This is a genomic window from Enterobacter sp. TMH.L2, assembly GCF_050847315.1.
Classification (GTDB): Bacteria; Pseudomonadota; Gammaproteobacteria; order Enterobacterales; family Enterobacteriaceae; genus Cedecea.
In genome coordinates this window covers 81,579-103,184 of the sequence record NZ_CP193791.1, presented here as the reverse complement: position 1 = coordinate 103,184, position 21,606 = coordinate 81,579, and the positions used below count along the sequence as shown (strand labels likewise).

General features: G+C 57.4%; 21 protein-coding genes. 13 read left to right on the top strand and 8 right to left on the bottom strand.

Annotation, left to right across the window (positions count from 1 at the left end; translation table 11 throughout):
* The first annotated feature begins 189 nt into the window (after positions 1 to 189).
* From ACREYP_RS00480 to ACREYP_RS00440, 9 genes are all read left to right on the top strand, one after another.
* Entirely contained in the window at positions 190 to 471 is a 282-nt protein-coding gene (locus ACREYP_RS00480; protein ID WP_008458622.1) for a hypothetical protein, read from the top strand.
* 20 nt (positions 472 to 491) lie between these two features.
* Positions 492 to 836 carry a carboxymuconolactone decarboxylase family protein gene (locus tag ACREYP_RS00475; RefSeq protein ID WP_336819040.1) on the top strand — a complete coding sequence of 115 codons (345 nt, stop codon included), beginning with the start codon at positions 492 to 494 and terminating at the stop codon, positions 834 to 836.
* 46 nt (positions 837 to 882) lie between these two features.
* Positions 883 to 1,899, top strand: coding sequence for an alcohol dehydrogenase (locus ACREYP_RS00470; protein ID WP_336819038.1), 1,017 nt, complete (start codon positions 883 to 885; stop codon positions 1,897 to 1,899).
* Between the two features lie 103 nt (positions 1,900 to 2,002).
* The gene (locus ACREYP_RS00465; protein WP_336819036.1) at positions 2,003 to 4,555 is read left to right on the top strand and encodes a TonB-dependent receptor; all 2,553 of its coding nucleotides are present in this window, start codon (positions 2,003 to 2,005) and stop codon (positions 4,553 to 4,555) included.
* Positions 4,556 to 4,717: 162 nt separating this feature from the next.
* A complete protein-coding gene (locus tag ACREYP_RS00460; RefSeq protein ID WP_166878574.1) occupies positions 4,718 to 5,215 on the top strand; it encodes a sigma-70 family RNA polymerase sigma factor in 498 nt (165 codons plus the stop codon).
* Complete coding sequence (locus ACREYP_RS00455; protein ID WP_336819034.1) at positions 5,212 to 6,201, top strand: FecR domain-containing protein; 990 nt, start codon at positions 5,212 to 5,214, stop codon at positions 6,199 to 6,201. The genes ACREYP_RS00460 and ACREYP_RS00455 overlap by 4 nt, the downstream gene beginning before the upstream one ends.
* Positions 6,202 to 6,334: 133 nt before the next feature.
* Entirely contained in the window at positions 6,335 to 7,132 is a 798-nt protein-coding gene (locus ACREYP_RS00450) for an energy transducer TonB (RefSeq protein ID WP_498881058.1), read from the top strand.
* A gap of 168 nt (positions 7,133 to 7,300) precedes the next feature.
* The gene (locus tag ACREYP_RS00445; RefSeq protein ID WP_336819029.1) at positions 7,301 to 7,819 is read left to right on the top strand and encodes a phosphoribosyltransferase; all 519 of its coding nucleotides are present in this window, start codon (positions 7,301 to 7,303) and stop codon (positions 7,817 to 7,819) included.
* A gap of 34 nt (positions 7,820 to 7,853) precedes the next feature.
* Positions 7,854 to 8,654 (top strand): HAD-IIB family hydrolase, encoded by an 801-nt coding sequence (locus ACREYP_RS00440; protein WP_336819027.1) that lies wholly within the window; start codon positions 7,854 to 7,856, stop codon positions 8,652 to 8,654.
* 36 nt (positions 8,655 to 8,690) lie between these two features.
* On the opposite strand, the gene ACREYP_RS00435 is transcribed toward ACREYP_RS00440, so the two are convergent.
* From ACREYP_RS00435 to ACREYP_RS00425, 3 genes are all read right to left on the bottom strand, one after another.
* Complete coding sequence (locus ACREYP_RS00435) at positions 8,691 to 9,455, bottom strand: DeoR/GlpR family DNA-binding transcription regulator (protein ID WP_034809200.1); 765 nt, start codon at positions 9,453 to 9,455, stop codon at positions 8,691 to 8,693.
* Between the two features lie 84 nt (positions 9,456 to 9,539).
* On the bottom strand, positions 9,540 to 10,046 hold the full coding sequence (locus ACREYP_RS00430) for a GNAT family N-acetyltransferase (RefSeq protein WP_336819025.1): 507 nt from the start codon (positions 10,044 to 10,046) through the stop codon (positions 9,540 to 9,542).
* 35 nt (positions 10,047 to 10,081) lie between these two features.
* On the bottom strand, positions 10,082 to 11,278 hold the full coding sequence (locus ACREYP_RS00425; protein ID WP_336819023.1) for a BaiN/RdsA family NAD(P)/FAD-dependent oxidoreductase: 1,197 nt from the start codon (positions 11,276 to 11,278) through the stop codon (positions 10,082 to 10,084).
* Positions 11,279 to 11,507: 229 nt separating this feature from the next.
* Between ACREYP_RS00425 and pitA the strand changes: the two genes are divergently transcribed.
* Positions 11,508 to 13,004 carry an inorganic phosphate transporter PitA gene (gene pitA, locus ACREYP_RS00420; RefSeq protein ID WP_008458642.1) on the top strand — a complete coding sequence of 499 codons (1,497 nt, stop codon included), beginning with the start codon at positions 11,508 to 11,510 and terminating at the stop codon, positions 13,002 to 13,004.
* A gap of 74 nt (positions 13,005 to 13,078) precedes the next feature.
* On the opposite strand, the gene uspB is transcribed toward pitA, so the two are convergent.
* The gene (gene uspB, locus ACREYP_RS00415; protein ID WP_008458643.1) at positions 13,079 to 13,414 is read right to left on the bottom strand and encodes a universal stress protein UspB; all 336 of its coding nucleotides are present in this window, start codon (positions 13,412 to 13,414) and stop codon (positions 13,079 to 13,081) included.
* A 366-nt stretch (positions 13,415 to 13,780) separates the two neighbouring features.
* On the opposite strand from uspB, the gene uspA reads away from it, so the two are divergent.
* Positions 13,781 to 14,218, top strand: coding sequence for a universal stress protein UspA (uspA, locus tag ACREYP_RS00410; protein ID WP_008458645.1), 438 nt, complete (start codon positions 13,781 to 13,783; stop codon positions 14,216 to 14,218).
* A gap of 111 nt (positions 14,219 to 14,329) precedes the next feature.
* Here uspA and ACREYP_RS00405 read toward each other — a convergent pair whose 3' ends face one another.
* From ACREYP_RS00405 to ACREYP_RS00390, 4 genes are all read right to left on the bottom strand, one after another.
* Positions 14,330 to 14,668, bottom strand: coding sequence for an endonuclease domain-containing protein (locus tag ACREYP_RS00405; protein WP_336819021.1), 339 nt, complete (start codon positions 14,666 to 14,668; stop codon positions 14,330 to 14,332).
* 81 nt (positions 14,669 to 14,749) lie between these two features.
* Complete coding sequence (gene rsmJ, locus ACREYP_RS00400) at positions 14,750 to 15,502, bottom strand: 16S rRNA (guanine(1516)-N(2))-methyltransferase RsmJ (protein WP_085540213.1); 753 nt, start codon at positions 15,500 to 15,502, stop codon at positions 14,750 to 14,752.
* A gap of 8 nt (positions 15,503 to 15,510) precedes the next feature.
* Complete coding sequence (gene prlC, locus ACREYP_RS00395; RefSeq protein WP_336819017.1) at positions 15,511 to 17,553, bottom strand: oligopeptidase A; 2,043 nt, start codon at positions 17,551 to 17,553, stop codon at positions 15,511 to 15,513.
* Positions 17,554 to 17,706: 153 nt separating this feature from the next.
* Entirely contained in the window at positions 17,707 to 18,978 is a 1,272-nt protein-coding gene (locus ACREYP_RS00390; RefSeq protein ID WP_166878598.1) for an acid phosphatase, read from the bottom strand.
* 195 nt (positions 18,979 to 19,173) lie between these two features.
* Between ACREYP_RS00390 and ACREYP_RS00385 the strand changes: the two genes are divergently transcribed.
* Together ACREYP_RS00385 and gorA are read left to right on the top strand one after the other, a co-directional pair.
* Positions 19,174 to 20,016 carry a 23S rRNA (adenine(2030)-N(6))-methyltransferase RlmJ gene (locus tag ACREYP_RS00385; protein WP_008458656.1) on the top strand — a complete coding sequence of 281 codons (843 nt, stop codon included), beginning with the start codon at positions 19,174 to 19,176 and terminating at the stop codon, positions 20,014 to 20,016.
* 118 nt (positions 20,017 to 20,134) lie between these two features.
* Positions 20,135 to 21,487, top strand: a complete 1,353-nt coding sequence (gene gorA, locus ACREYP_RS00380) for a glutathione-disulfide reductase (RefSeq protein ID WP_008458659.1) — start codon at positions 20,135 to 20,137, stop codon at positions 21,485 to 21,487.
* Positions 21,488 to 21,606 lie beyond the last annotated feature (119 nt).

Sequence of the window (21,606 nt, the reverse complement as noted above, 5' to 3'; positions counted from 1 at the left end):
CACCCACCAAAGAAGAAAATCTATCTTGCCAGTCAAGATTAAGTCATTTGTTAACCCTCACACTGATTCACATAATGCGCCAACACGGAGAGGCAAGCGGCAGCCTTTTTCTTCTTCGCTCTGCCGCTTTTTTCTCCCTCATCTCCGCTCGTGCAACGGCATGAGCCACACAACAAGAGGCAGTGAACCATGGCTTATTTGCAAATCACCCTTGATATCAGCGCGCAGAATCGCGCCGCAGCCGCGGGCGTTTACCAGCAGTACAAAACGGCCTTCCTGACCACCATCGACGGTGCAGTCTCCAAGGAACTGCTGATCCGCGAGCAGGACGTCCAGGTACTGCACGGCTTTAACACCGCCGCCCAGGCCGAAGCCTATCTGGGTTCTGACCTGTTCACCCGCGACGTAGTTGAAGCCCTGAAACCGTTCCTGAACGCCGCCCCGGAAGTCCGCATTTATAGCGTCGCCTGAAATTAACTGAAGAGGTTTGTATGTTGCTGAACTGGAATGAACATCGCGAAGAATTACTGGGTGTGGTGGGCGATTACGCGAAGCTGCAGCCGGAGTTTATGAAAGGGCTGATGAAGATGGACGCGGGTGCTTCCGCCATGGGCCACCTGGATGCCAAAACCCACGAGCTGATTGCGCTGGCGGTGGCGATCACCACCCGCTGCGACGGCTGCCTGTCGGTACACGTTAAAGCCGCCGCAAAACACGGCGCAACCCGGGAAGAGATTGCCGAGGCGCTGGCGGTCGCCATTTCGCTGAACACCGGGGCGGCGCTGACCTACACCGCTCGCGCCCTGGACGCGTTCGACGCGTTGCCAAAAGCCTGAGCCTAAGCGGCATCCTTCCTGAGGGTGCCGTTTTTTTCACCGGAGAATGCAAATGACCTACAAAGCGATGCAGGCCAGCGGCAACGGTAGCCTCGAACTTGTCGAGCGCCTCGTACCAGAACCTGGCGCAGGCGAAGTGCTGATAAAAATAGAAGCCTGCGGCATCTGTGGCGCTGACGGCGGCGTTATCGACGGCACGGAAAAGAACGTGGCTTACCCGCGCGTGCCGGGGCATGAAGTTGTCGGCACACTGCTGAAACTTGGCAGTGGCGTACCTTCTGGCCTGCATGTTGGGCAGCGGGTTGGCGTGGGCAGGCTTGGCGGGCACTGCAATGAATGCGATGCCTGCCGCCGCGGCGAGTTCACGCTTTGCAGCCACCAGCCGGTCGTCGGCAGCTCGCAGGACGGCGGCTATGCCGAAATGATGCTGGCGAAGGCGACCGGCCTTGTAGCAATCCCGGATGCGCTAAGCGCAGTCGACGCCGCGCCGCTGCTTTGCGCCGGAATAGCCACCTTTAACGCAGTGCGTAAATCAGGTGCTCAGCCGGGAGACAGCATCGCAGTCCTCGGCATTGGCGGCCTGGGCCACCTTGCCGTGCAGTATGCCGCTAAAATGGGGTTCCGGGTTATCGCCATCGGGCGTGGAAGCGATAAACCACCAGCTGCGCTGGCGCTGGGTGCCCGCGATTATCTCGACAGCAGCCTGGATAATCCTGCCGAAGCGCTGAAAAAACTCGGCGGTGTAAAGGCGATCGTCACCACGGTCACGGACAACGCTATCGCGTCCTCTCTGCTGCCTGCCCTGCAGCCCAAAGGCAAGCTGATGGTGCTCGGGGTCGGCCAGCAGCCGCTCGTGCTTTCTCCGGGTATGGTGGTTGGCCGGGAGCTGTCAATCGAAGGCTCGCTGACCGGCACCCCGTATGAAACCGAAAGCGCTCTGCGTTTTAGCCTGCTGAACAACGTGCAGCCGATGACGGAAATATTCCCGCTGGCACAGGCCAACGAAGCGTGGCAAAAAATGAAGTCCGGCAAGGCACGATTCCGCATAGTGCTGACGATGTAGAACCCGACGGCCGTTTTTAATTTAAAAATTTTCTGCCTGATTTTCAGTCTCGCGTGACCTCTCTGAAGCAGTACTTCTTGTGACTCACCTTCAGGGATACATCATGACGATAAAAAATAACGGAAAGGCTACGGCCATTTCCGACGCGAGCCAACCTGCACAGCTCCCTCGCGCCCCGCTTGCGTCCGGCATCGCCTTATCCGGCCTGCTGGCGCTGGCAACTGGTTTACCGACATTATCCTGGGCGGCAGAAGCCTCCTCAGCCGCCAGCCAAGCATTTTCCGTGCCTGCCGGCCCTTTGAGCGGCGCCCTGCAAACGCTGGCGAATGACGCCAACGTGCTGCTGGTCTTCACCCCGGATCAGACGTCAAACAAAACGACTTCAGGCCTCAAAGGAACTTATTCCGTACAAAGCGCGTTTGATCATCTGCTGACGGGCAGCGGCCTGAAAGCCGTGCGCGACGGCAATAGCTATCGGCTTGTTTCTCTTCCGGCAGCCTCTGGCGAGAACGCGCCGATTATCGTGCCAGAGCTTTCCGTGCTCAGCGGCCTGGATGACAGCGTCGTGGCCGGGCGCTCAACGCTGAAAAAAGAGAATATCGAGCGCATTCAGGCTGATAACGTCGCCGCCCTGCTTGATAAGCTGCCGGGTGTCTCTTCCGCAGGTTCACCGCGCCCGGGCGGGCAAAGCCTGAATATCTGGGGCATGGGCGGCATGGAGGACATCAAAGTGACGCTGGACGGCGCGCCCAAAGGGTTTGAGAAGTACCGCCAGGGGTCGGTGTTTATCGAACCAGAGCTAATCAAACAAATCGACGTCGATAAGGGTCCGTTTAACCTCGCCAACGGCAACGGCGGCTTTGGCGGCAGCATCAAAATCGTCACCAAAGACGCGGCCGACCTCTTACAGCCCGGCGAAAACTTTGGCGGCATGCTGAAGTACGGTTTCCACACCAACGACAACCAGAATATCTACAGCGGCGCACTGTATGGCAGAACGACAGAAGGCTTTGCCGACGGGATGCTCTACGCCAGCAAACGCGATGGCGGCAATATTACCCGCCCGGACGGCACGCATTTCGACTATTCCGCTAACCGCCAGGGGACCTGGCTTGCCAAAACCAATCTCTACCTGACCGACGCGCAGACGCTGACGCTTTCGGCCATGCATTCCGAATCCACCGGCTGGCAGCCCTTCGCCGCCAAGCGGGACGAAATTGCCGCCCCGAGTCAGGCGGATGTCGACAAATACGGGTTAGACGAGGCCTGGCGCAGGAAGCTGGTGTACCGCAACCAGACCGACGAAAACTACTCCGTGAAGTGGAACCTGGCCCCGGCGGACAAGCCCTGGCTGGATCTGACACTGAACTACGCTTACTCCAAAACCAAACAGCATGATACCCGCCCCGACTCCGCCGGAGCGTCCAGCTTCCTGGGCTCGCTCGGCAATGAGAGCTGGGTGGATTACAAAGACAACCTGGTGGAGATCAGCAACAAGAGCCGCTTCAGCAGCGGGCCGGTGGATCACCTGCTGGAAATCGGCGCAAGCTGGCATAAAAACCAACGCGATGCGCTGATGTACTACCCAGGCTACAAGAAAAATGCCGCCTACAACTACGGCTACTTCCAGCCGTACTACATGCCCGCCGGGGAACAGCAAACGCGCGGCCTGTATCTGCAGGACAGCATGACGCTCGGCAGCGTCACCGTAACGCCGGGCGTGCGCTACGACAGCGTCACCAATACCGGTGAGCCAAACATCGCCTCAATGTACAACAGCAGTAATCCTAAAGTCGGCCACGACTACAGCAGCAAAAGTTATCACGGCTTTACGCCTGCGCTTGGGCTGGTCTGGAAAGCCACGCCGAATGTGTCGCTGTTTGCCGATGTGACCCGCACGTGGCGAGCGCCGACCATTGATGAGCAGTACACCGTGCAGTACGCGCAGTCTAACGTGTCCGGCACCAGCCGCGACCTGAAAGTGGAAACCATTAACAGCGTTCGCGGCGGGATGATCCTGAACTTCAATAATTTGCTGGCGGACGACGACAGCGTACAGATTCGTACCACGCTATTCCGCAACCGCGGCAAAGATGAAATCTTCTACCGTCGCGGCGTGCTGTGCGAGGCGCAGTCGGTGAAAAGTGGCGCTAACTGCGGTTCTCCGCTGTCGAACTATCGTAACCTGCCGGGCTACACCATCCAGGGCCTGGAGATTGAATCGTTTTACGACAGCCGCCGTATCTTCGGCAGCTTCTCCTTCTCCACCATTCGTGGGCAGCGTGACGCTTCTCCGCGCGACCCGTGGGGCAACCAAACCTGGATCGCAGAAATTCCACCGGTCACCGCCCACACTACGCTGGGCGTAAAAGCCCCGGAGTGGAACATGACCTTCGGCTGGACCATGGACATGGTGCGTAAACAGGATCGCTCCCCGCAGGATGGCGACCCGTTAGCGGGCATCTGGGCGCTGCCAAAAACCAGCGGCTACGCGCTGCAGGGCCTGTTTGCGTCCTGGCAGCCGGAGCAGGTGAAAGGCATGGAAGCCCGCATTGCCGTCGACAACCTGTTTAACACCGACTACTACCCGTACTTGGGTGAATCCGTGTCCGGTATCGGCCGCAACGTTAAGCTGACCATTTCGCAGAAATTCTAGTGTGTTACCCGCAGCGCCAGTGCTGGCGCTGCGTTCTCGTCGCCCGCAAAAATACATTAATACTTCGCAATCTCTTGACATAAAAATAGAGAAATGAAAATAATAATGATTATCATTTAAATATTTATCACGCCCTGATACCGATCAATGGTGAGTCACATCATGTCCCGTTCCCAACAGGTTGCGCAGCAGCTTTACTGCGATCATCAGCGCTGGCTTTACCACTGGCTTCGCAACAAAGTCGGCTGCCCGGAACAGGCGCAGGATCTGACTCAGGACACCTTTATTAATATTCTGGTCAGCCCCGATCTGGCCTCCATTCGCCAGCCACGTCCTTTTCTTGCCACGGTCGCCAGACGGCTGATTGCCAACCATTATCGCCGCAAGAAAATCGAAGAGGCCTGGCTGGAGGCGCTGGCGACTCAGCCGGAAATGGAACACCCTTCCCCTGAAACCCGACTGCTGATTCTGGAAGTGCTGGAACAGATTGATGCTGCGCTGGACGGCCTGCCGCCGCAGGTGCGGGAAGCCTTTTTGCTGGCCCACCTGCAGGGAATGCGCTATTGCGATATCGCCGAGCGCCTGCGCGTTTCCAGCAGCTCCGTGAAGCAGTATCTCCAGCGAGCCAACCTGCACTGTTTCTTCGCGCTCAGCTCATGACCTCCCATCCTTTTATTGACCAAAACGGGCAAGCCATCGACCGGGACAGCGCCTGGGCCGCCGCCTCATGGCTGACGCTGATGATGTCGGACGACGTTAGCGAGCAGGATAAAGCCGACTGGCAAAAATGGCTGGCGTCCAGCGCCGAGAATCAGCGAGCCTGGCGGCACGTTGAGGCGGTTTGCGCCAGCTTCCGGCAGGTTGACGGCAAACTGGCGCGGCAGAGCCTCTCTTCGTTAAAAAACAGCGGCAGGCGTCGGGCGCTAAAAGGATTAGGCGCTCTGCTGCTACTCGGTGGTTCGCTGGAATGGGGGCGACAGCAGCACGGCTGGGAAGCGTTCATTGCCGATTATCGCACCGGGACTGGGGAGCAGCGGCAGGTTGAACTCAGCGAAGGCAGCCGCCTATTACTGGACACCCAAACCGCGCTAAACGTGGATTTTACCGGGCAACAGCGCCAGATTGAGCTGCTCGGCGGCGACCTGCTGATTACGACCGGGCAGCAGGAAAAGCGGGCGGCATGGCCCCGGCCTTTTAGCGTGACGACGCCACAGGGCAAAGTGCTCGCACTGGGCACCCAATTCCGGGTAAAGCTGGAACCGGGGCTTACCCGCGTGGCGGTTTACCACGGCGCAGTCCGGCTTTATCCGCGCAGCTCCGGCCTCGCCGGGCTACAGCTCGCGGCGGGCCAGGGCGCATGGCTCAGCGGGGCTGAATCCGGGGGCCTGCACGGCGGTGAAAAAGAGCCTGGCTGGGCGCACGGCAAACTGCTGGCCGACAATATGCCGCTGGGCGATTTTCTGCGGGAAGTTAACCGCTACCGCCCCGGCGTTCTTCGCTGCGACGAAGATATTGCTGCCCTGCGGCTGTCCGGCGTTTTCCCGCTGGCGGATACCGATCGGATTCTGGCTGCATTACCCCGCGTCCTGCCCGTCAGAATAAATACGCTATCTCGTTACTGGGTCAGCCTTTCACGCAGTGAATAATGCTTCGAGACGGAGTAATCCATGTCAGTTGTCTCGTTATTCATGTCAGCCTGCCCGTTTGGGCGTTTCGCGTGTCCTCTCTCTTATCCCCACTGAAACAACAGCCTTTAGCCCGGCTGCGGAGTATTTTGTCATGCCTTCTACCCTGCCGATAAGACAGCCCTTTCCTGCCTGGTCCGACGGCCTGCCTCCCACACGCCGCAGCATCGGGCTGGTGCTGGCGCTCTTGCTGCACGCGGGCGTTTTTCTCTGGCTAACCAACCGGCCCACTCAGGAACAACCGGCCACCGCGCCACCGCCTATTGCGCTGATGATCCTCCCGACAGACGATCCGGCCTCTGTCGCCACGCCAGCCAAGCAGCCCGATAAGATCAAACAGATCCAGTCGGCCGCACCTCAGGAAAAGGCCGAGTCAAAAGAAGCGGTGAAGAGCGTGGAGGCCCCGAACCCGGAGCTCGTTGTGGCTAAAAAAATGCACCATAAAATCATCGCCAAACCTCAGCCGGTTAAGCCGCACGATGCGGAAGTGCCGCCGGCCCCTACACCTCCTGCACCTGAAACGCATGCGCCCGCCAGCCACCCGCAGCAAAGCGCCGGCAGGGCAGGAAGCAGCGCGGTGAGCGCCCCCAGCCCAGGCGAAGTGAACTGGGTCGGGCTACTGCGCCAGCGGCTCGACCGCTTCAAACGTTACCCGGCTCAGGCTTTACGTCAGCAGGCCCAGGGCGTGGTTTATCTGAGCCTGACGCTGAACCGGGAGGGCCAGGTCCTTAGCGTGGCGCTGGCAAAAAGCAGCGGTACGCCAACGCTGGATCGCGAAGCCCTTGCCCTGCCGACGCGCGCGGTTCCGCTGCCCGCCCCCACGGATGATATTGCGCCAGGCCAGCCGCAAATAACCCTCACGCTGCCAATCCGTTTCAATCTCCGCCAGTAGATCCCTTTGCTCAATGCTCGGTAATGCAGCATTGAGCATACCCTGCCTGCACGATCGTTTTAGATCACAAAAAATACGCTGTCATCACGCTAACATTGCACAATCGAGCATTAGATCTTATTTTAATCGAGCAACAACGAGCAATGACACTTTAGCGAGGATGCAGCAGTGAGAAACAATCATGTAGGACAGATCGTGATGAATGAGTCGACGATTGCCGAAGGCGTCACCAAAGTCGCCCGGCTGCTGAACAGTCGCTATCACGAAGCGGTAGTGATCACGGTCGTGCCCGGTGGGATTCTGTTTACCGCCGATCTGGTCAGGCAGCTCACCTTCGATATTTCAATGGACTATATTTCCTGCCCGCACACGCCTGGCGACAGAAACAACAGCTCTACCATCGTTTACCACGACAATATTGGCATCAGGGGGAAGGACGTTATCCTGGTGGATGACGCCATTGAGTCCGGTGGGACCATGAAGCGTCTGGTCGAGCATTTAATCGAACATTACGCTCCGAAATCGCTCTCCATCGCCACCTTATTTGTGAAGCCTGGCCGCGTAGAGATCCCCGCCGAGCAATGTTATGCCTGGATGATGGACAATGACGATTTGCTCATTGGCTACGGCATGCCGTGGCAAAACAAGTACCGCAACCTGCCCTTCGTTTCAAAACTAAAAATATAAACGCCTACAGAACACTTACCGATGGGATAACAACATGATAAAGCTAATTATTACCGACCTGGACGGCACTTTTCTCAATAGCCACGGCGACTATGACCGTAAATTATTTGCCCAGACCCACCGCTTAATGGCCGAGCAAGGCGTCCATTTCGCCGCCTGTACCGGCAAGCAGTGCCAGCGGGTAGAAGAGCTGTTCGCCGATTACCGCGAGGATTTATGGATCATCGGCGACAGCGCCACGCGCATTAAAAGGAACGGCGAATATGTCTACGAATCGCTTATCAACAATGCGCTGGGATTACGCATTATCGACACGCTGGAAGCAGCCAGTGACAGCCACGTGATTGTTGCCTGCGGCAGCGAAAGCGCGTTTATTCGCAAAGACGTGCCGCAGCGGCTGCAGGACAAAATGCGCCAGTCCTACGCCAGCCTGGCGCTGGTGGACTCTTTTGCCGAACTCAATTGTGATTTCGTGAAGATAAGCGTCTATGACGAAGCCGGAAACTGCCCGCAGACTCGCCCGGTACTCAGGCCGTTTGAACAGGATGTCTACATCGTGGTGTCCGAAGCGGCGTGGATAGATATTGCGGATTATGGCGTCCATAAAGGGACAACGGTGCAAAGGCTCCAGCAGTTACTGAGCGTCAGCCCGGCGGAGACTCTCGCCTTTGGCGACGGGTATAATGACCTGGAGCTGCTGGCTCAGGCGGAATACAGCTTCGCGATGCGTAATGCGTTTGAAGAAACCAAGGCCGCAGCCCGGTTTATTACCGGCAGCAATGATGAAAGCGCGGTCCAGCACACGATAAAAAGCCTGCTGGCGCTGCAAAAATAAGGTTGAAGCAGGGCGGGTTCTTAGCCGCCCGTTCCGCTAGCCCGCAATTTCAATCCGCAGGTTAACGCCGCCGAAATCGGCAATTTTGGTTTCGGCGCTCACCACCGCAATATCAATGTCTTCGCAGGGTGCCACTTTATAGCGAGCCACCTGGGACATCTTGTTGGCCGTCACGGCGGCGATCACCTCATTACTCTGGCTCAGCACTTCCCGCTTAAAACAGGCGTCTTCGTAATAAACAGCGCTCAGGCCAGCCTGCGGATCCAGCCCGCACACGCCGATAAAGGTCTGGTCGAAAACCATGCCGCGCAGCTGATTGACCGTGTCGGAACCCAGCGTGCTGCCGGTCAGCGGGTTAACTTTGCCGCCCAACAGAATCAGTTCGCCCCGCGTGCGCCCGCTCAGCGCCGCTGCAATCTGCGGGGAATTGGTGACAATGGTGAGATCCAGCTCTTCGGGGATAAACTCCACCATCGCCAGATAGGTTGAACCGGCGTCGAGAAACACGCAGGTATTAGCTTGGATCATCCCGGCGCACTTCCGTGCCACCTGGGATTTCTCACCCACATCCTGGGACACGCGTGTTTCGAAGCTGGCAGACTGCTGGAACTGACTGATGGCCCCGCCATAAACCTTTTTGCACAGGCCGCGACGCGCCAGCTCCTGCAGATCCCGGCGGATGGTGTGCTCGGATACGCCCAGCTTCCGCGCCACATCAGCCCCGATCACCCTGCCCGTTTCGGTCAGGATCTGGTGGATCATCGCCTGGCGCTGTTCAGGCAATGCGTCATAATCTGTCACGTTTAGCCCTCAAATAGCTGCAATAGTGCATAACATATCACAATCTATCACGGCGCCTGTCGTTCACCGGCATACCGGGCTTCATTAATAAACCCTGCCGTTAAAATCGATTATCCCCTCAAGCGCTACCTTCGACGTAGAGCGAATCATGCCGCCGTTATAGACGTAGGTATTCCACCTGTTATCCACCACATCGAAGTAGCGAATAGGCAGCGTTAGCTGCCGGTAACCTGAGGATTTGTAGACGCCTTCCCGGTAGGCAAACAAAAAGGAATAATCGCTCTTTTTATCTTTCAAACACTGATGAAGTTCTTTCAGCATGCTTGCCGCTAATCCCTGCCGTTGAAACTCGGGGGCGACAGCCACATCGCCGATGATTCCAGCTAAAAAGCGCTGCTCCTGGCAGGACATTTCACGCATATATAGCGCTGCATGGCCGATAATGACGTCTGAATGTTGAGGATGATGAATGACCAGGCGAAGCGCCAATTCCTGAGTAAGGGCCACCGCATGATCCTTCCCAAAAACGCTGGTTAAAAGGCGCTGTACACCGGCAAAATCGGTTTCCTGATAGTTTTCTATCTTCATCATGGCTTCCTTTTCATGCTGGCAGGGGACAACAATGCTTAACCTGCATCAACCAAAGCCTGCGCGCACGCCCAGGCGGAGCTCCAGGCCCACTGGAAGTTATAGCCGCCCAGCCAGCCGCTGACGTCCATCACTTCGCCGATAAAATAGAGGCCCGGGGATTTTTTCGCTTCCATGGTGCGGGAGGAAAGTTCGTTGGTATCCACGCCGCCGAGGGTCACTTCCGCCGTGCGATAGCCTTCGGTGCCGTTGGGCTGAACGCGCCAGGCTTGCAGGGTGTCAATCAGCTCGCTTTGCTGGCGGCTGTTGAGCTGCTTCAGCGTGACGTCCGGGATCTGCTGCAGCTGCTGCAGGCACTCAACCAGGCGTTTCGGTAGCACCATCGCCAGCGTGTTTTTCAGGCTCTGGTTTGGGTGCGCGTTGCGCTGCTCATGAATAAAACCGTCCAGATCGGTGTCCGGCAGCAGATTCACGCTGACGAATTCGCCCGGCTGCCAGTAGCTGGAAAGCTGCAGAACGGCAGGGCCGGACAGGCCGCGATGGGTAAACAACAGGCTTTCACGGAAGCTGACGCCGTTTTCTGCGGTGATGACGGACGGCACCGAGACACCGGACAGCACCTGCAACTGTTCGAGCAAAGGTTTATGCAGCGTGAACGGCACCAGGCCCGCGCGGGTCGGCAGCACATTCAGGCCAAACTGTTCGGCGATTTTATAGCCGAACGGCGTCGCCCCCAGCCCCGGCATCGACAGACCGCCGCTGGCGATAACCAGTTTCGCGCCCTGCACGCTGCCGCCGTTTAGCTGCAGGGTGTACCCCTGCTCGTCGCGTTCAATACTCAGCACTTCGCTGCGCAGGCGCATTGTTACTTTGCCTTTCTCGCATTCGGCCACCAGCATATCGACTACCTGCTGGGCAGAATCGTCGCAGAACAGCTGCCCGAGAGTTTTCTCGTGCCAGGCGATGCCGTGCTTGCCCACCATGTCGATAAAGTCCCATTGGGTGTAGCGGGCCAGCGCAGATTTGCAGAAATGCGGGTTTTGGCTCAGATACGCCGCAGGCTCGACATAAAGGTTGGTAAAGTTGCAGCGTCCGCCACCGGACATCAGGATTTTACGGCCCGGTTTTTTCCCATTATCAATCAGCAATACGCGGCTGCCCGCCTGCCCGGCAACCGCCGCACAAAACATTCCAGCTGCACCCGCACCTATAATAATGGCATCAAACTTTTCCACGACCGACTCCCGACTATGCTTAAGGCAACGGATTGTAAAGACCTGAGGCTGGTCGCACCAGCTTTAAGGTGAATAACAAATGCAGGTGATTGATAAACAAAATGTAAATCATTCCACCTGTGCGCCAGATGGCGACTAAAATCAAAAAAAGTCCAGATTTCACTTTGCCGCGGTGGAGGTTGTCTTACATAATGCGCCGCGTTCATGTCCTCAAAATGGCGTAACGTCTATGCTACATTTGTTTGCCGGCCTGGATCTTCACACCGGGCTTTTACTTTTGCTTGCTCTGGCATTTGTGCTGTTCTACGAAGCCATTAATGGTTTCCACGATACGGCCAACGCAGTAGCAACGGTAATTTATACCCGCGCTATGCGATCGCAACTTGCGGTGGCAATGGCTGCGTTGTTTAACTTCTTCGGCGTTCTGCTCGGTGGGCTGAGCGTGGCCTATGCCATTGTGCATATGCTGCCTACAGATCTGCTGTTAAACGTAGGGTCTTCTCATGGTCTCGCCATGGTGTTCTCTATGTTACTGGCCGCTATTATCTGGAACCTCGGCACCTGGTATTTTGGTCTGCCGGCCTCCAGCTCCCATACGCTTATCGGTGCCATCATCGGTATCGGTTTGACCAACGCGCTGCTGACCGGCACCTCGGTTGTCGACGCGCTGAATATCCCGAAAGTCATTGGGATCTTCGCTTCCTTAATTCTGTCCCCGATTGTCGGGCTGGTGATTGCCGGTGGGTTGATTTTCCTGCTGCGCCGTTACTGGAGCAACACCAAGAAAAAGCAGCGTATTCACCTGACGCCTGCGGAACGTGAAAAGCAAGACGGCAAGAAAAAGCCGCCTTTCTGGACGCGTATCGCGCTGATCCTGTCCGCTATCGGCGTGAGTTTCTCTCACGGCGCTAACGACGGCCAGAAAGGCATCGGTCTGATTATGCTGGTACTGATTGGCGTCGCACCGGCGGGCTTCGTGGTTAACATGAATGCTTCCGGCTACGAAATCACCCGTACTCGCGATGCGGTGAACAACGTCGAAACTTTCTTCCAGCAACGCCCTGACCTGCTGAAGAAAGCCACCGGCTCGGAACAGCTGATCCCTTCTCCGGAAGCGGGCGCAACTGAACCGGCTCAGTTCCACTGCCACCCGGCCAACGCGATTAACGCGCTGGATCGCGCGAAGCTGATGCTGACGGATATCGAAAGCTACGACAAGCTCAGTATTGAGCAGCGTAGCCAGCTGCGTCGCATTATGCTGTGCATCTCCGACACCACCGATAAAGTGGCGAAGCTGCCGGAAGTGAGCGCCGACGACCAGCGCCTGCTGAAGAAACTGAAAGGCGACATGCTTAGCACCATCGAGTACGCGCCGGTCTGGATTATTCTGGCGGTGGCTCTGGCTCTTGGTCTGGGTACAATGATCGGCTGGCGTCGCGTGGCGACCACCATCGGCGAGAAGATCGGTAAGAAAGGCATGACCTATGCGCAAGGGATGTCCGCGCAGATGACGGCAGCCGTTTCTATCGGTCTGGCAAGCTACACCGGGATGCCGGTTTCCACTACCCACGTGCTCTCTTCCTCCGTGGCAGGGACCATGATCGTGGACGGCGGCGGCCTGCAGCGTAAGACGGTAACCAATATCCTGATGGCCTGGATATTCACCTTACCGGCTTCGATTCTGCTCTCGGGCGGGCTGTACTGGATTGCGCTGCGCTTCGTGTAAGCCGTAGCCAAAGAAAAAGCGGGTCAGGAAACTGGCCCGCTTTTTTTATGCTTGTCCATAACGCTGCCCTACAACTAGTGCCAGATAATTAATCCAATCAGGCTAATCACCACCAGACCACACAGCGAACTCGTCAGAATAAACTGGCGGCGCAGGCGCTCACAGCGGCGAATAAACTCTTCATCATGATGATCGACATAGCGCTGGCCGTAGATATAGCGCACCAGCCTGACCTGCTTGCTGGGTTGACCATGTGAGGTGAAAAAACCGCCGCCATCAACGTATTGATACAGCAGCGGATCGCACCCGCGCAGCACCACCAGTAACGCGCGCAGTGAAGAGTAATAGCGCGCCATATTCACCACACAAACTACACAAAGCGCCCAGAACAGCGCGACGGTGCTGATCATGTACCCCTCCCGGCGAAGCCCTCGAAGCCTTTGCTTCGGGACGACCGCTCTCCCCGAAAACCCTGTCAGACAATCCTGCAACGAATAACCGATACAGGTCACAGATCTCTTCCCGCCCGGCTCATTTAATAGTGTAGGAGATCCCTTAATTTTTTTACCACCGCGTTAATCTTTATCAAAGTGGCCGCATTCATTTTTCGCTTGAATGTGATTGAGGGATGGCGCATTGTCGGGCTGAAGAAGGTTCGATAAAAGCGAAATACCATCTACAATTGAAGTCTTTAGATCGGGTGACCGTAGCTCATGCCGCTACGGTTTAAAAGATGACGGCGAGAGTCATCGATAACTTATGGAAGGAGTAACATTATGGCTTACAAACACATTCTGATCGCGGTTGACCTCTCCCCTGAGAGTAAAGTCCTGGTAGAAAAAGCCGTCTCCATGGCTCGGCCTTACAACGCGAAAGTTTCCCTGATTCATGTCGATGTGAATTACTCCGATCTGTATACCGGGCTGATTGATGTCAATCTGGGCGATATGCAGAAACGCATTTCCGAAGAGACTCACCACGCGCTCACCGAGCTGTCTACCGGGGCAGGTTACCCGATTACCGAAACCCTGAGCGGCAGCGGCGATCTGGGCCAGGTGCTGGTCGATGCCATTAAAAAATACGATATGGATTTAGTGGTTTGTGGTCACCACCAGGATTTCTGGAGCAAGCTGATGTCCTCTGCACGCCAGCTGATCAATACCGTGCATGTGGATATGCTGATTGTTCCACTGCGTGATGAAGAAGACGAGTAACGGTATTGCCCCTCACCCTAACCCTCTCCCCAAAGGGGAGAGGGGACTCGATAGAGCCCAATCCTTTGATTTTCCCCCCTTTCCCTTCCAGGGAGAGGGCCGGGGTGAGGGTCACAGCTCACTCAAATCCTGCAGAATCACCGTCAACATCCCCTCCAGATTCTCCCGCAGTTCGTTATTCCAGAACCGCCTCACCCGCCACCCTTGCTCATTCAAATACGTCGTTCTTCGTTCATCATAGCCCTTTTGCATCTCATGCTGCCCACCGTCCAGCTCGATCACCAGGCGAGCAGCGCAGCAGGCAAAGTCCACGATATAAAGCCCAACCGGATGCTGGCGACGAAACTTAAACGTAGCAAAACACCTGCTGCGGAGTTGATACCACAGCAAGTTCTCTTCGGGAGTCATCTGGTACCTGAGCTGGCGGGCATAACGTCGGATCGGCTGCATGGCATACAACATGCCGATGCAGCCGTAAAGTTGCGAGGGGAAGCAATCTCTTCTGCGAGGCACTTTCCAGCTTTTTAGTAATTACTCCGGCGTCCCGGCATAAATATCAAACCGGTGCCCTTTGGTCACCACAGCATTCTGCGTGGCGACGTCGGCCAGCGGCGGCGCGTAGTCCGGGCGCTTCACAACGACCCTTTTCTTCGCGAGCGCTCTGGCTGGGGCAAGCAGCCCGTCTGCATCTTCATCCGGCCCCACCAAAGACTGGAAAACGCGCATCTCTTTCTTCACCAGCGCGCTTTTCTGCTTGTGGGGGAACATCGGGTCGAGATACACCACATCCGGTCTCGGCGTGATATCGCTGAGCGCCGTCAGGCTTGAGGCATGAATCAGCTGTAATCGCTCCTGCAGCCAACCACCGATTTCAGGATCTTCGTAGCCTCGGCGCAGGCCGTCATCCAGCAACGCGGCTACCACCGGATTGCGCTCCAGCATCCGCACGCGGCAACCTACGGACGCCAGCACAAAGGCATCCCGCCCTAACCCCGCCGTCGCGTCAACCACGTCTGGCAGATAGCTGCCCTTCACGCCCACGGCTTTTGCCACCGCTTCGCCACGCCCGCCGCCAAACTTACGGCGGTGCGCCATCGCGCCGGAGGCAAAATCAACAAAAATGCCGCCTAGCTTTGGCTCGTCGCGTTTGCGTAACTCCAGCCTTTCAGGCGTCAGCACCAGCGCCATCAGCGCCTCTTCATCATGCTCGAGCTGCCAGCGCTCGCTCAAAACAGATAAGGCGCCGGAGTCGGCGCCTGCTTCAGTCAGTAAACAGATTTTCACGTGGTGGCTTAACCCTGAATACCGTAGTGATCCAGCATCGCGTCCAGCTGCGGCTCGCGCCCGCGGAAGCGTTTGAACAGCTCCATCGGCTCTTCCGAACCGCCACGGGTCAGGATGTTATCGAGGAACGACTGGCCGGTTTCGCGGTTGAAAATACCCTCTTCTTCGAAGCGAGAGAACGCGTCCGCCGCCAGCACGTCGGCCCACAGGTAGCTGTAGTAACCCGCCGCGTAACCACCGGCAAATATATGGCTGAAGGCGTGCGGGAAGCGGCCCCAGCTCGGCCCCGGCACCACGGCAACCTGTTTCTTAATTTCGGCCAGCGTCTGCAGCACTTTCGCGCCCTGCTCCGGGTTGAATTCCGCATGCAGGCGGAAGTCGAACAGGCCGAACTCCAGCTGACGCAGAATAAACAGCGCTGCCTGGTAGTTTTTCGCCGCCAGCATTTTTTCCAGCAGCTCAACAGGCAGAGATTCACCGGTTTCATAATGGCCGGAGATAAACGCCAGCGCTTCCGGCTCCCAGCACCAGTTTTCCATAAACTGGCTCGGCAGCTCGACCGCATCCCACGGCACGCCGTTGATACCGGACACGCCCGCGGTTTCGATTTTGGTCAGCATGTGGTGCAGGCCGTGACCAAATTCATGGAACAGGGTGATCACTTCATCGTGGGTAAACAGCGCAGGTTTGCCGTTCACCGGGCGGTTGAAGTTACAGGTCAGATAGGCCACCGGTTTTTGCAGTGAGCCATCGGCGCGGCGCATTTTGCCCACGCAGTCATCCATCCACGCCCCGCCGCGTTTGTGCTCGCGAGCGTAGAGGTCGAGATAGAAGCTGCCGCGCAGCTCGCCCTGGTCGTCATACAGCTCGAAGAAGCGCACGTCCGGGTGCCAGACGTCGATATCTTTCCGCTCTTTGGCGGTGATGCCGTAGATGCGCTTCACGACTTCGAACAGGCCATTTACCGCGCGCTCTTCCGGGAAGTACGGGCGCAGCTGTTCGTCGCTGATGCTGTAGAGATGCTGTTTCTGTTTTTCGCTGTACCAGGTGATGTCCCACGGCTCCAGCTCTTCCACGCCGTAATGCTCTTTCGCATAGGCGCGCAGCTGAGCCAGCTCGGCTTCACCCTGCGGACGGGCGCGTTTGGCCAGGTCTGACAGGAACTCCAGTACCTGCTGCGGGTTTTCCGCCATTTTGGTGGCCAGGGATTTTTCCGCGTAGTTGCCAAAGCCCAGGAGCTGAGCCAACTCGTGGCGCAGCGCCAGAATCTCTTCCATCACCGGGGTGTTATCCCACTTCCCGGCATTCGGGCCCTGGTCAGAAGCGCGAGTGGAATAGGCGCGGTACATCTCTTCGCGCAGCGCACGGTTGTCGCAGTAGGTCAGCACCGGCAGGTAGCTTGGGATATCCAGCGTCAGCAGCCAGCCGTCTTGCTCTTTGGCTTCCGCCTGAGCGCGCGCTGCGGCTAAGGCGCTTTCCGGCATTCCGGCAAGCTCGGCTTCGTCGGCGATCAGTTTGCTCCAGCCCATGGTGGCATCGAGCACATTGTTGCTGTAGGTGGACCCCAGCTCGGACAGGCGAGCGGAGATCTCCCCGTAGCGCTGCTGTTTGTCTTTTGGCAGACCAATCCCGGACAGCTCGAAGTCGCGCAGCGCGTTATCCACCGCTTTCTTCTCGGCGACGCTCAGGCTGGCGTAGTTCGCCCCGTCACGCAGGTCGCGGTAGGCATTATACAGGTCTTCGTGCTGGCCAACCCAGGTGCTGTATTCGGACAGCAGCGGCAGCGTCTGCTCATAGGCTTCGCGCAGCTCCGGGCTGTTCTGTACCGAGTTCAGATGGCTGACCGGGGAGAACAGGCGGCCCAGGCGATCGTCCACTTCTGCCAGCGGCTGAACCAGGTTCTGCCAGCTATAAGGCGCGCCCTGCGCAACCACGCTTTCCACCGCCGCACGGCAGTCGTCCAACGCTTTAGTCACGGCCGGAACAACATGCTCAGGTTTGATGGCGGAAAACGGCGGCAGCTCAAAAGAGGTCAGTAAAGGATTGGTCATAAGCGCGTTCCTGATTAAAAGGGAGAGAGAAGCGCTCAAGCGGCGCTTTGTGCATGGAGTCTAGCATGGGGTTAAGTGTAGCGAATTTCAATCCCGGGCGTTGCGCTGTGGTCGCCGGGAAATGGGGCAGCAGGCGCTGCCCCAGGGGATAAATCAGTGGGATTTCGCGGCCATGGCGTAGGCCGCTGGCAGGTTCAGGCGCTGCCAGAACTGCTGGTCTGCCGTCGTGCCGGACAGCGGGTAGCCCGCAGGCAGCGCAGTTTTCACCATCAGGTCGCGGCGCTGGGAGGCGGAAAGCTTAGGCAGCGCGGCTTCCAGCAAAACTTCCGCCCCTTGCGGTACTTTCAGGGCTTGCTTCTCACCCTTCTGCTGCGGCAGGTCGTAAGTCATGGTGAAGCGGTAAAGTTCTTTCATCGCCGGGGCGCGGTACGGATCGTCTTTTGCGGAAGATTTCGCACATTCGGCCAAAGTGGTGCCGCACTCTTTTTCCAGCGCGGTACGCAGCTGATCGCGAGCTTCGTTAAACAACGCACGGTATTTCGGGTCGTTCAGATAGTTGGCGACGTTGCGCTGCGCCACCATGCGGGAGCCCATCACGTCCAGCGGGTAATGCACGCCCAGCACAATGCGCGAGTAACCGTAGCGCGCACCGCGCTCAACCAGGGCTTCAAAGCGCTCCGGCACCATTTCGGCCATCAGCAGCGCATCGGTGTAGCCGGTGTTGGTGTGGCCGCTTGGGAAGGAGCCGCCGTCTGCGGTGTACGGTTTGTTGTCTTTAATCACCACATCGTCCGGCACGAGGTGAATGGTGTTGCCCTGGATCAGGAACGGACGCGGGTTATTGAAGTGCTTCTTCGCTGCGCTGGTGCTGACTTCGGAGGCTTTAATCAGCGCCGCGGCTTTGCTCAGCTCGCCTTTATCGTAGGCGGCCAGGAAGGCTTTCCCCAGGCGCGGCCCCATGGCATCGCTCAGGAAGTAAAGGTGGTTGATGCCCTCGGCATCCGCCAGCGCCTGATGGCGCGAAGTCTGCACGGCGTTCAGGTTGATGTTGGTGACGGTTTCAAGGTTCTGCTTAATCACCGAGTCCGGCAACTTGCTGAAGGCAGAAAGCAGCTCAATACCCGCCTTCTGGTTAGCTTTCGTCTGGAAGTCATAGCCGCTCGCCTTCAGCCAGGCGGTATCCGCCAGCTTTTTGCTTTGCTTCGCTTTATCCAGTTGGTCGCGGGTCAGTTTATCCGCATCGCCTTTCAGGGCAGCGCGCAACGCCGCCAGAGACTGCATTTCAATCTCATCAAACGCCTGGCTGCTGTTGGCCGGGGTCACACTATTGGCTATCGCCGCGGCCTGAGGAAGAGACACATCTTTCGCCAGCGCGGGCAGAGAGACGGCTAACGCGGCGGCCAGCACAGAAATACGAAGTTTCATTATTTTTCCTTTTATTCAAACGATTACCTTGCCTGGCAGCGACGCTATCCTGGTGATTTGACATTTTTATGACACCGTTATGTTTTGAAACGCTTTCTCCCCAACTGAAACAGCGCCGCGCCCGGGCGGTAATCCGCCGCAATCTGCGGTAAACTGTGGGAAATTTGTTTTCTTATTTGCGGAACACCATCCCTCATGCTCAGCTATCGCCACAGCTTTCACGCCGGTAACCATGCCGACGTACTAAAACACACCGTTCAAAGCCTGATTATTGAATCGCTTAAAGAGAAGGAGAAACCGTTTCTCTATCTCGACACTCACGCAGGCGCCGGGCGTTACCAGCTGAGCAGCGAACATGCGGAGCGCACCGGCGAGTATCTGGAAGGTATCTCCCGCATCTGGCAGCAGGACGATTTGCCTGCCGAACTGGAAGCCTATATTGGCGCGGTGAAGCATCTGAACCGCAGCGGCAACCTGCGTTATTACCCTGGCTCTCCGCTGATTGCCCGCCACCTGCTGCGCGAGCAGGACAGCCTGCAGCTGACCGAGCTGCATCCGTCCGACTTCCCGCTGCTGCGCTCTGAGTTCCAGAAAGACGACCGGGCCCGCGTCGAGCGCGCCGACGGCTACCAGCAGTTGAAAGCCAAGTTGCCGCCGGTTTCCCGTCGCGGTCTGATCCTCATCGACCCACCGTATGAGATCAAAACCGACTATCAGGACGTGGTGAAAGGGATTGCCGAAGGCTATAAGCGTTTTGCCACAGGCACCTACGCGCTGTGGTACCCGGTGGTGCTGCGTCAGCAAATCAAACGCATGATCCGCGACCTGGAAGAGACCGGCATCCGCCGCATCCTGCAGATCGAACTGGCGGTTCGCCCGGACAGCGACCAGCGCGGCATGACGGCTTCCGGCATGATTGTGATTAACCCGCCGTGGAAGCTGGAACAGCAGATGGCGAACGTGCTGCCGTGGCTGCACAAAAAGCTGGTGCCAACGGGGACCGGCTCCACCACGCTGAGCTGGATTGTGCCTGAATAAGAAAGCTAGCCAATGCCGCTGCAGCTTGAAGTATGACGTGGCTATCACAGTAATCGGTAGAACCTTTATCCCGGCGCGCTACAATCGCGCCTAATTTTCGACTCAAAAGGGAAACATCATGACCAAACATTATGACTACCTCGCCATTGGCGGCGGCAGCGGCGGTATCGCCTCGATTAACCGTGCGGCAATGTATGGGCAGAAATGCGCACTGATTGAGGCGAAGGATCTGGGTGGCACCTGTGTGAACGTCGGCTGCGTGCCTAAAAAAGTGATGTGGCATGCGGCGCAGATCGCCGAAGCGATCCACAACTACGGCCCGGACTACGGCTTTGACACCACGCTGAACCACTTCGACTGGGACAAGCTGATCGCCAGCCGCACCGCCTATATCGACCGTATTCATACCTCTTACGACAACGTACTGGGTAAGAATAAAGTGGACGTGATCCGCGGCTTTGCGAAGTTCGTGGATGCCCACACCGTGGAAGTTAACGGCGAAACCATCACCGCAGACCATATTCTGATCGCTACCGGCGGCCGCCCAAGCCACCCGAACATCCCTGGCGCTGAGTACGGCATCGACTCCGACGGCTTCTTCGAGCTGCCGGGCCTGCCAAAACGCGTGGCGGTTGTTGGCGCAGGCTATATCGCGGTGGAAATCGCGGGCGTGATTAACGCTCTGGGTTCAGAAACGCACCTGTTCGTGCGCAAACATGCGCCGCTGCGCACCTTCGACCCGCTGATCGTTGAAACGCTGCTGGAGGTTATCGAAGCAGAAGGCCCAACCCTGCACACCAACGCGATTCCGAAAGCGGTCGTGAAAAATGCAGACGGCAGCCTGACGCTTGAGCTGGAAGATGGCCGGGCGGAAACCGTCGACACCCTGATTTGGGCGATCGGCCGCGAACCGGCTAACGACAACTTCAACCTGCAGGTAACCGGGGTTGAGCTGGACGCCAAAGGCTACATCAAGGTAGATAAGTTCCAGAACACCAACGTGCCGGGGATTTATGCCGTGGGCGATAACACCGGCGCGGTTGAGCTGACCCCTGTCGCGGTTGCCGCCGGTCGCCGCCTGTCCGAGCGCCTGTTTAACAACAAGCCGGACGAGCATCTGGACTACAGCAACGTGCCGACCGTGGTGTTCAGCCACCCACCAATCGGCACCGTGGGCCTGACCGAACCGCAGGCGCGCGAGCAGTACGGCGACGATAACGTGAAGGTCTACAAATCCTCCTTCACCGCCATGTACACCGCCGTGACCTCTCACCGCCAGCCGTGCCGCATGAAGTTGGTCTGTGCTGGCCCGGACGAGAAAATCGTCGGGATCCACGGCATCGGCTTCGGCATGGATGAAATCCTGCAGGGCTTCGCCGTGGCGCTGAAAATGGGCGCGACCAAGAAAGACTTCGACAACACCGTGGCGATCCACCCGACCGCAGCGGAAGAGTTTGTCACCATGCGTTAATTCCCCTGGGAAACGCCTAAAAGGTCAGAGATCGCTCTGGCCTTTTTTATATCTGTGGAAAAACATCCAGCCATGATATTTATCTCTGCATAAACTGATATCAAAAATAATGTACAAAG

Excerpts from the sequence above, each read along its gene's own strand:
- ACREYP_RS00480 (WP_008458622.1), top strand. The coding sequence starts at position 190 with ATGGCTTATTTGCAAATCACCCTTGATATCAGCGCGCAGAATCGCGCC.
- ACREYP_RS00475 (WP_336819040.1), top strand. The coding sequence starts at position 492 with ATGTTGCTGAACTGGAATGAACATCGCGAAGAATTACTGGGTGTGGTG.
- ACREYP_RS00470 (WP_336819038.1), top strand. The coding sequence starts at position 883 with ATGCAAATGACCTACAAAGCGATGCAGGCCAGCGGCAACGGTAGCCTC.
- ACREYP_RS00465 (WP_336819036.1), top strand. The coding sequence starts at position 2,003 with ATGACGATAAAAAATAACGGAAAGGCTACGGCCATTTCCGACGCGAGC.
- ACREYP_RS00460 (WP_166878574.1), top strand. The coding sequence starts at position 4,718 with ATGTCCCGTTCCCAACAGGTTGCGCAGCAGCTTTACTGCGATCATCAG.
- ACREYP_RS00455 (WP_336819034.1), top strand. The coding sequence starts at position 5,212 with ATGACCTCCCATCCTTTTATTGACCAAAACGGGCAAGCCATCGACCGG.
- ACREYP_RS00450 (WP_498881058.1), top strand. The coding sequence starts at position 6,335 with ATGCCTTCTACCCTGCCGATAAGACAGCCCTTTCCTGCCTGGTCCGAC.
- ACREYP_RS00440 (WP_336819027.1), top strand. The coding sequence starts at position 7,854 with ATGATAAAGCTAATTATTACCGACCTGGACGGCACTTTTCTCAATAGC.
- ACREYP_RS00430 (WP_336819025.1), bottom strand. The coding sequence starts at position 10,046 with ATGATGAAGATAGAAAACTATCAGGAAACCGATTTTGCCGGTGTACAG.
- pitA (WP_008458642.1), top strand. The coding sequence starts at position 11,508 with ATGCTACATTTGTTTGCCGGCCTGGATCTTCACACCGGGCTTTTACTT.
- uspB (WP_008458643.1), bottom strand. The coding sequence starts at position 13,414 with ATGATCAGCACCGTCGCGCTGTTCTGGGCGCTTTGTGTAGTTTGTGTG.
- uspA (WP_008458645.1), top strand. The coding sequence starts at position 13,781 with ATGGCTTACAAACACATTCTGATCGCGGTTGACCTCTCCCCTGAGAGT.
- ACREYP_RS00405 (WP_336819021.1), bottom strand. The coding sequence starts at position 14,668 with ATGCAGCCGATCCGACGTTATGCCCGCCAGCTCAGGTACCAGATGACT.
- prlC (WP_336819017.1), bottom strand. The coding sequence starts at position 17,553 with ATGACCAATCCTTTACTGACCTCTTTTGAGCTGCCGCCGTTTTCCGCC.
- ACREYP_RS00390 (WP_166878598.1), bottom strand. The coding sequence starts at position 18,978 with ATGAAACTTCGTATTTCTGTGCTGGCCGCCGCGTTAGCCGTCTCTCTG.
- ACREYP_RS00385 (WP_008458656.1), top strand. The coding sequence starts at position 19,174 with ATGCTCAGCTATCGCCACAGCTTTCACGCCGGTAACCATGCCGACGTA.
- gorA (WP_008458659.1), top strand. The coding sequence starts at position 20,135 with ATGACCAAACATTATGACTACCTCGCCATTGGCGGCGGCAGCGGCGGT.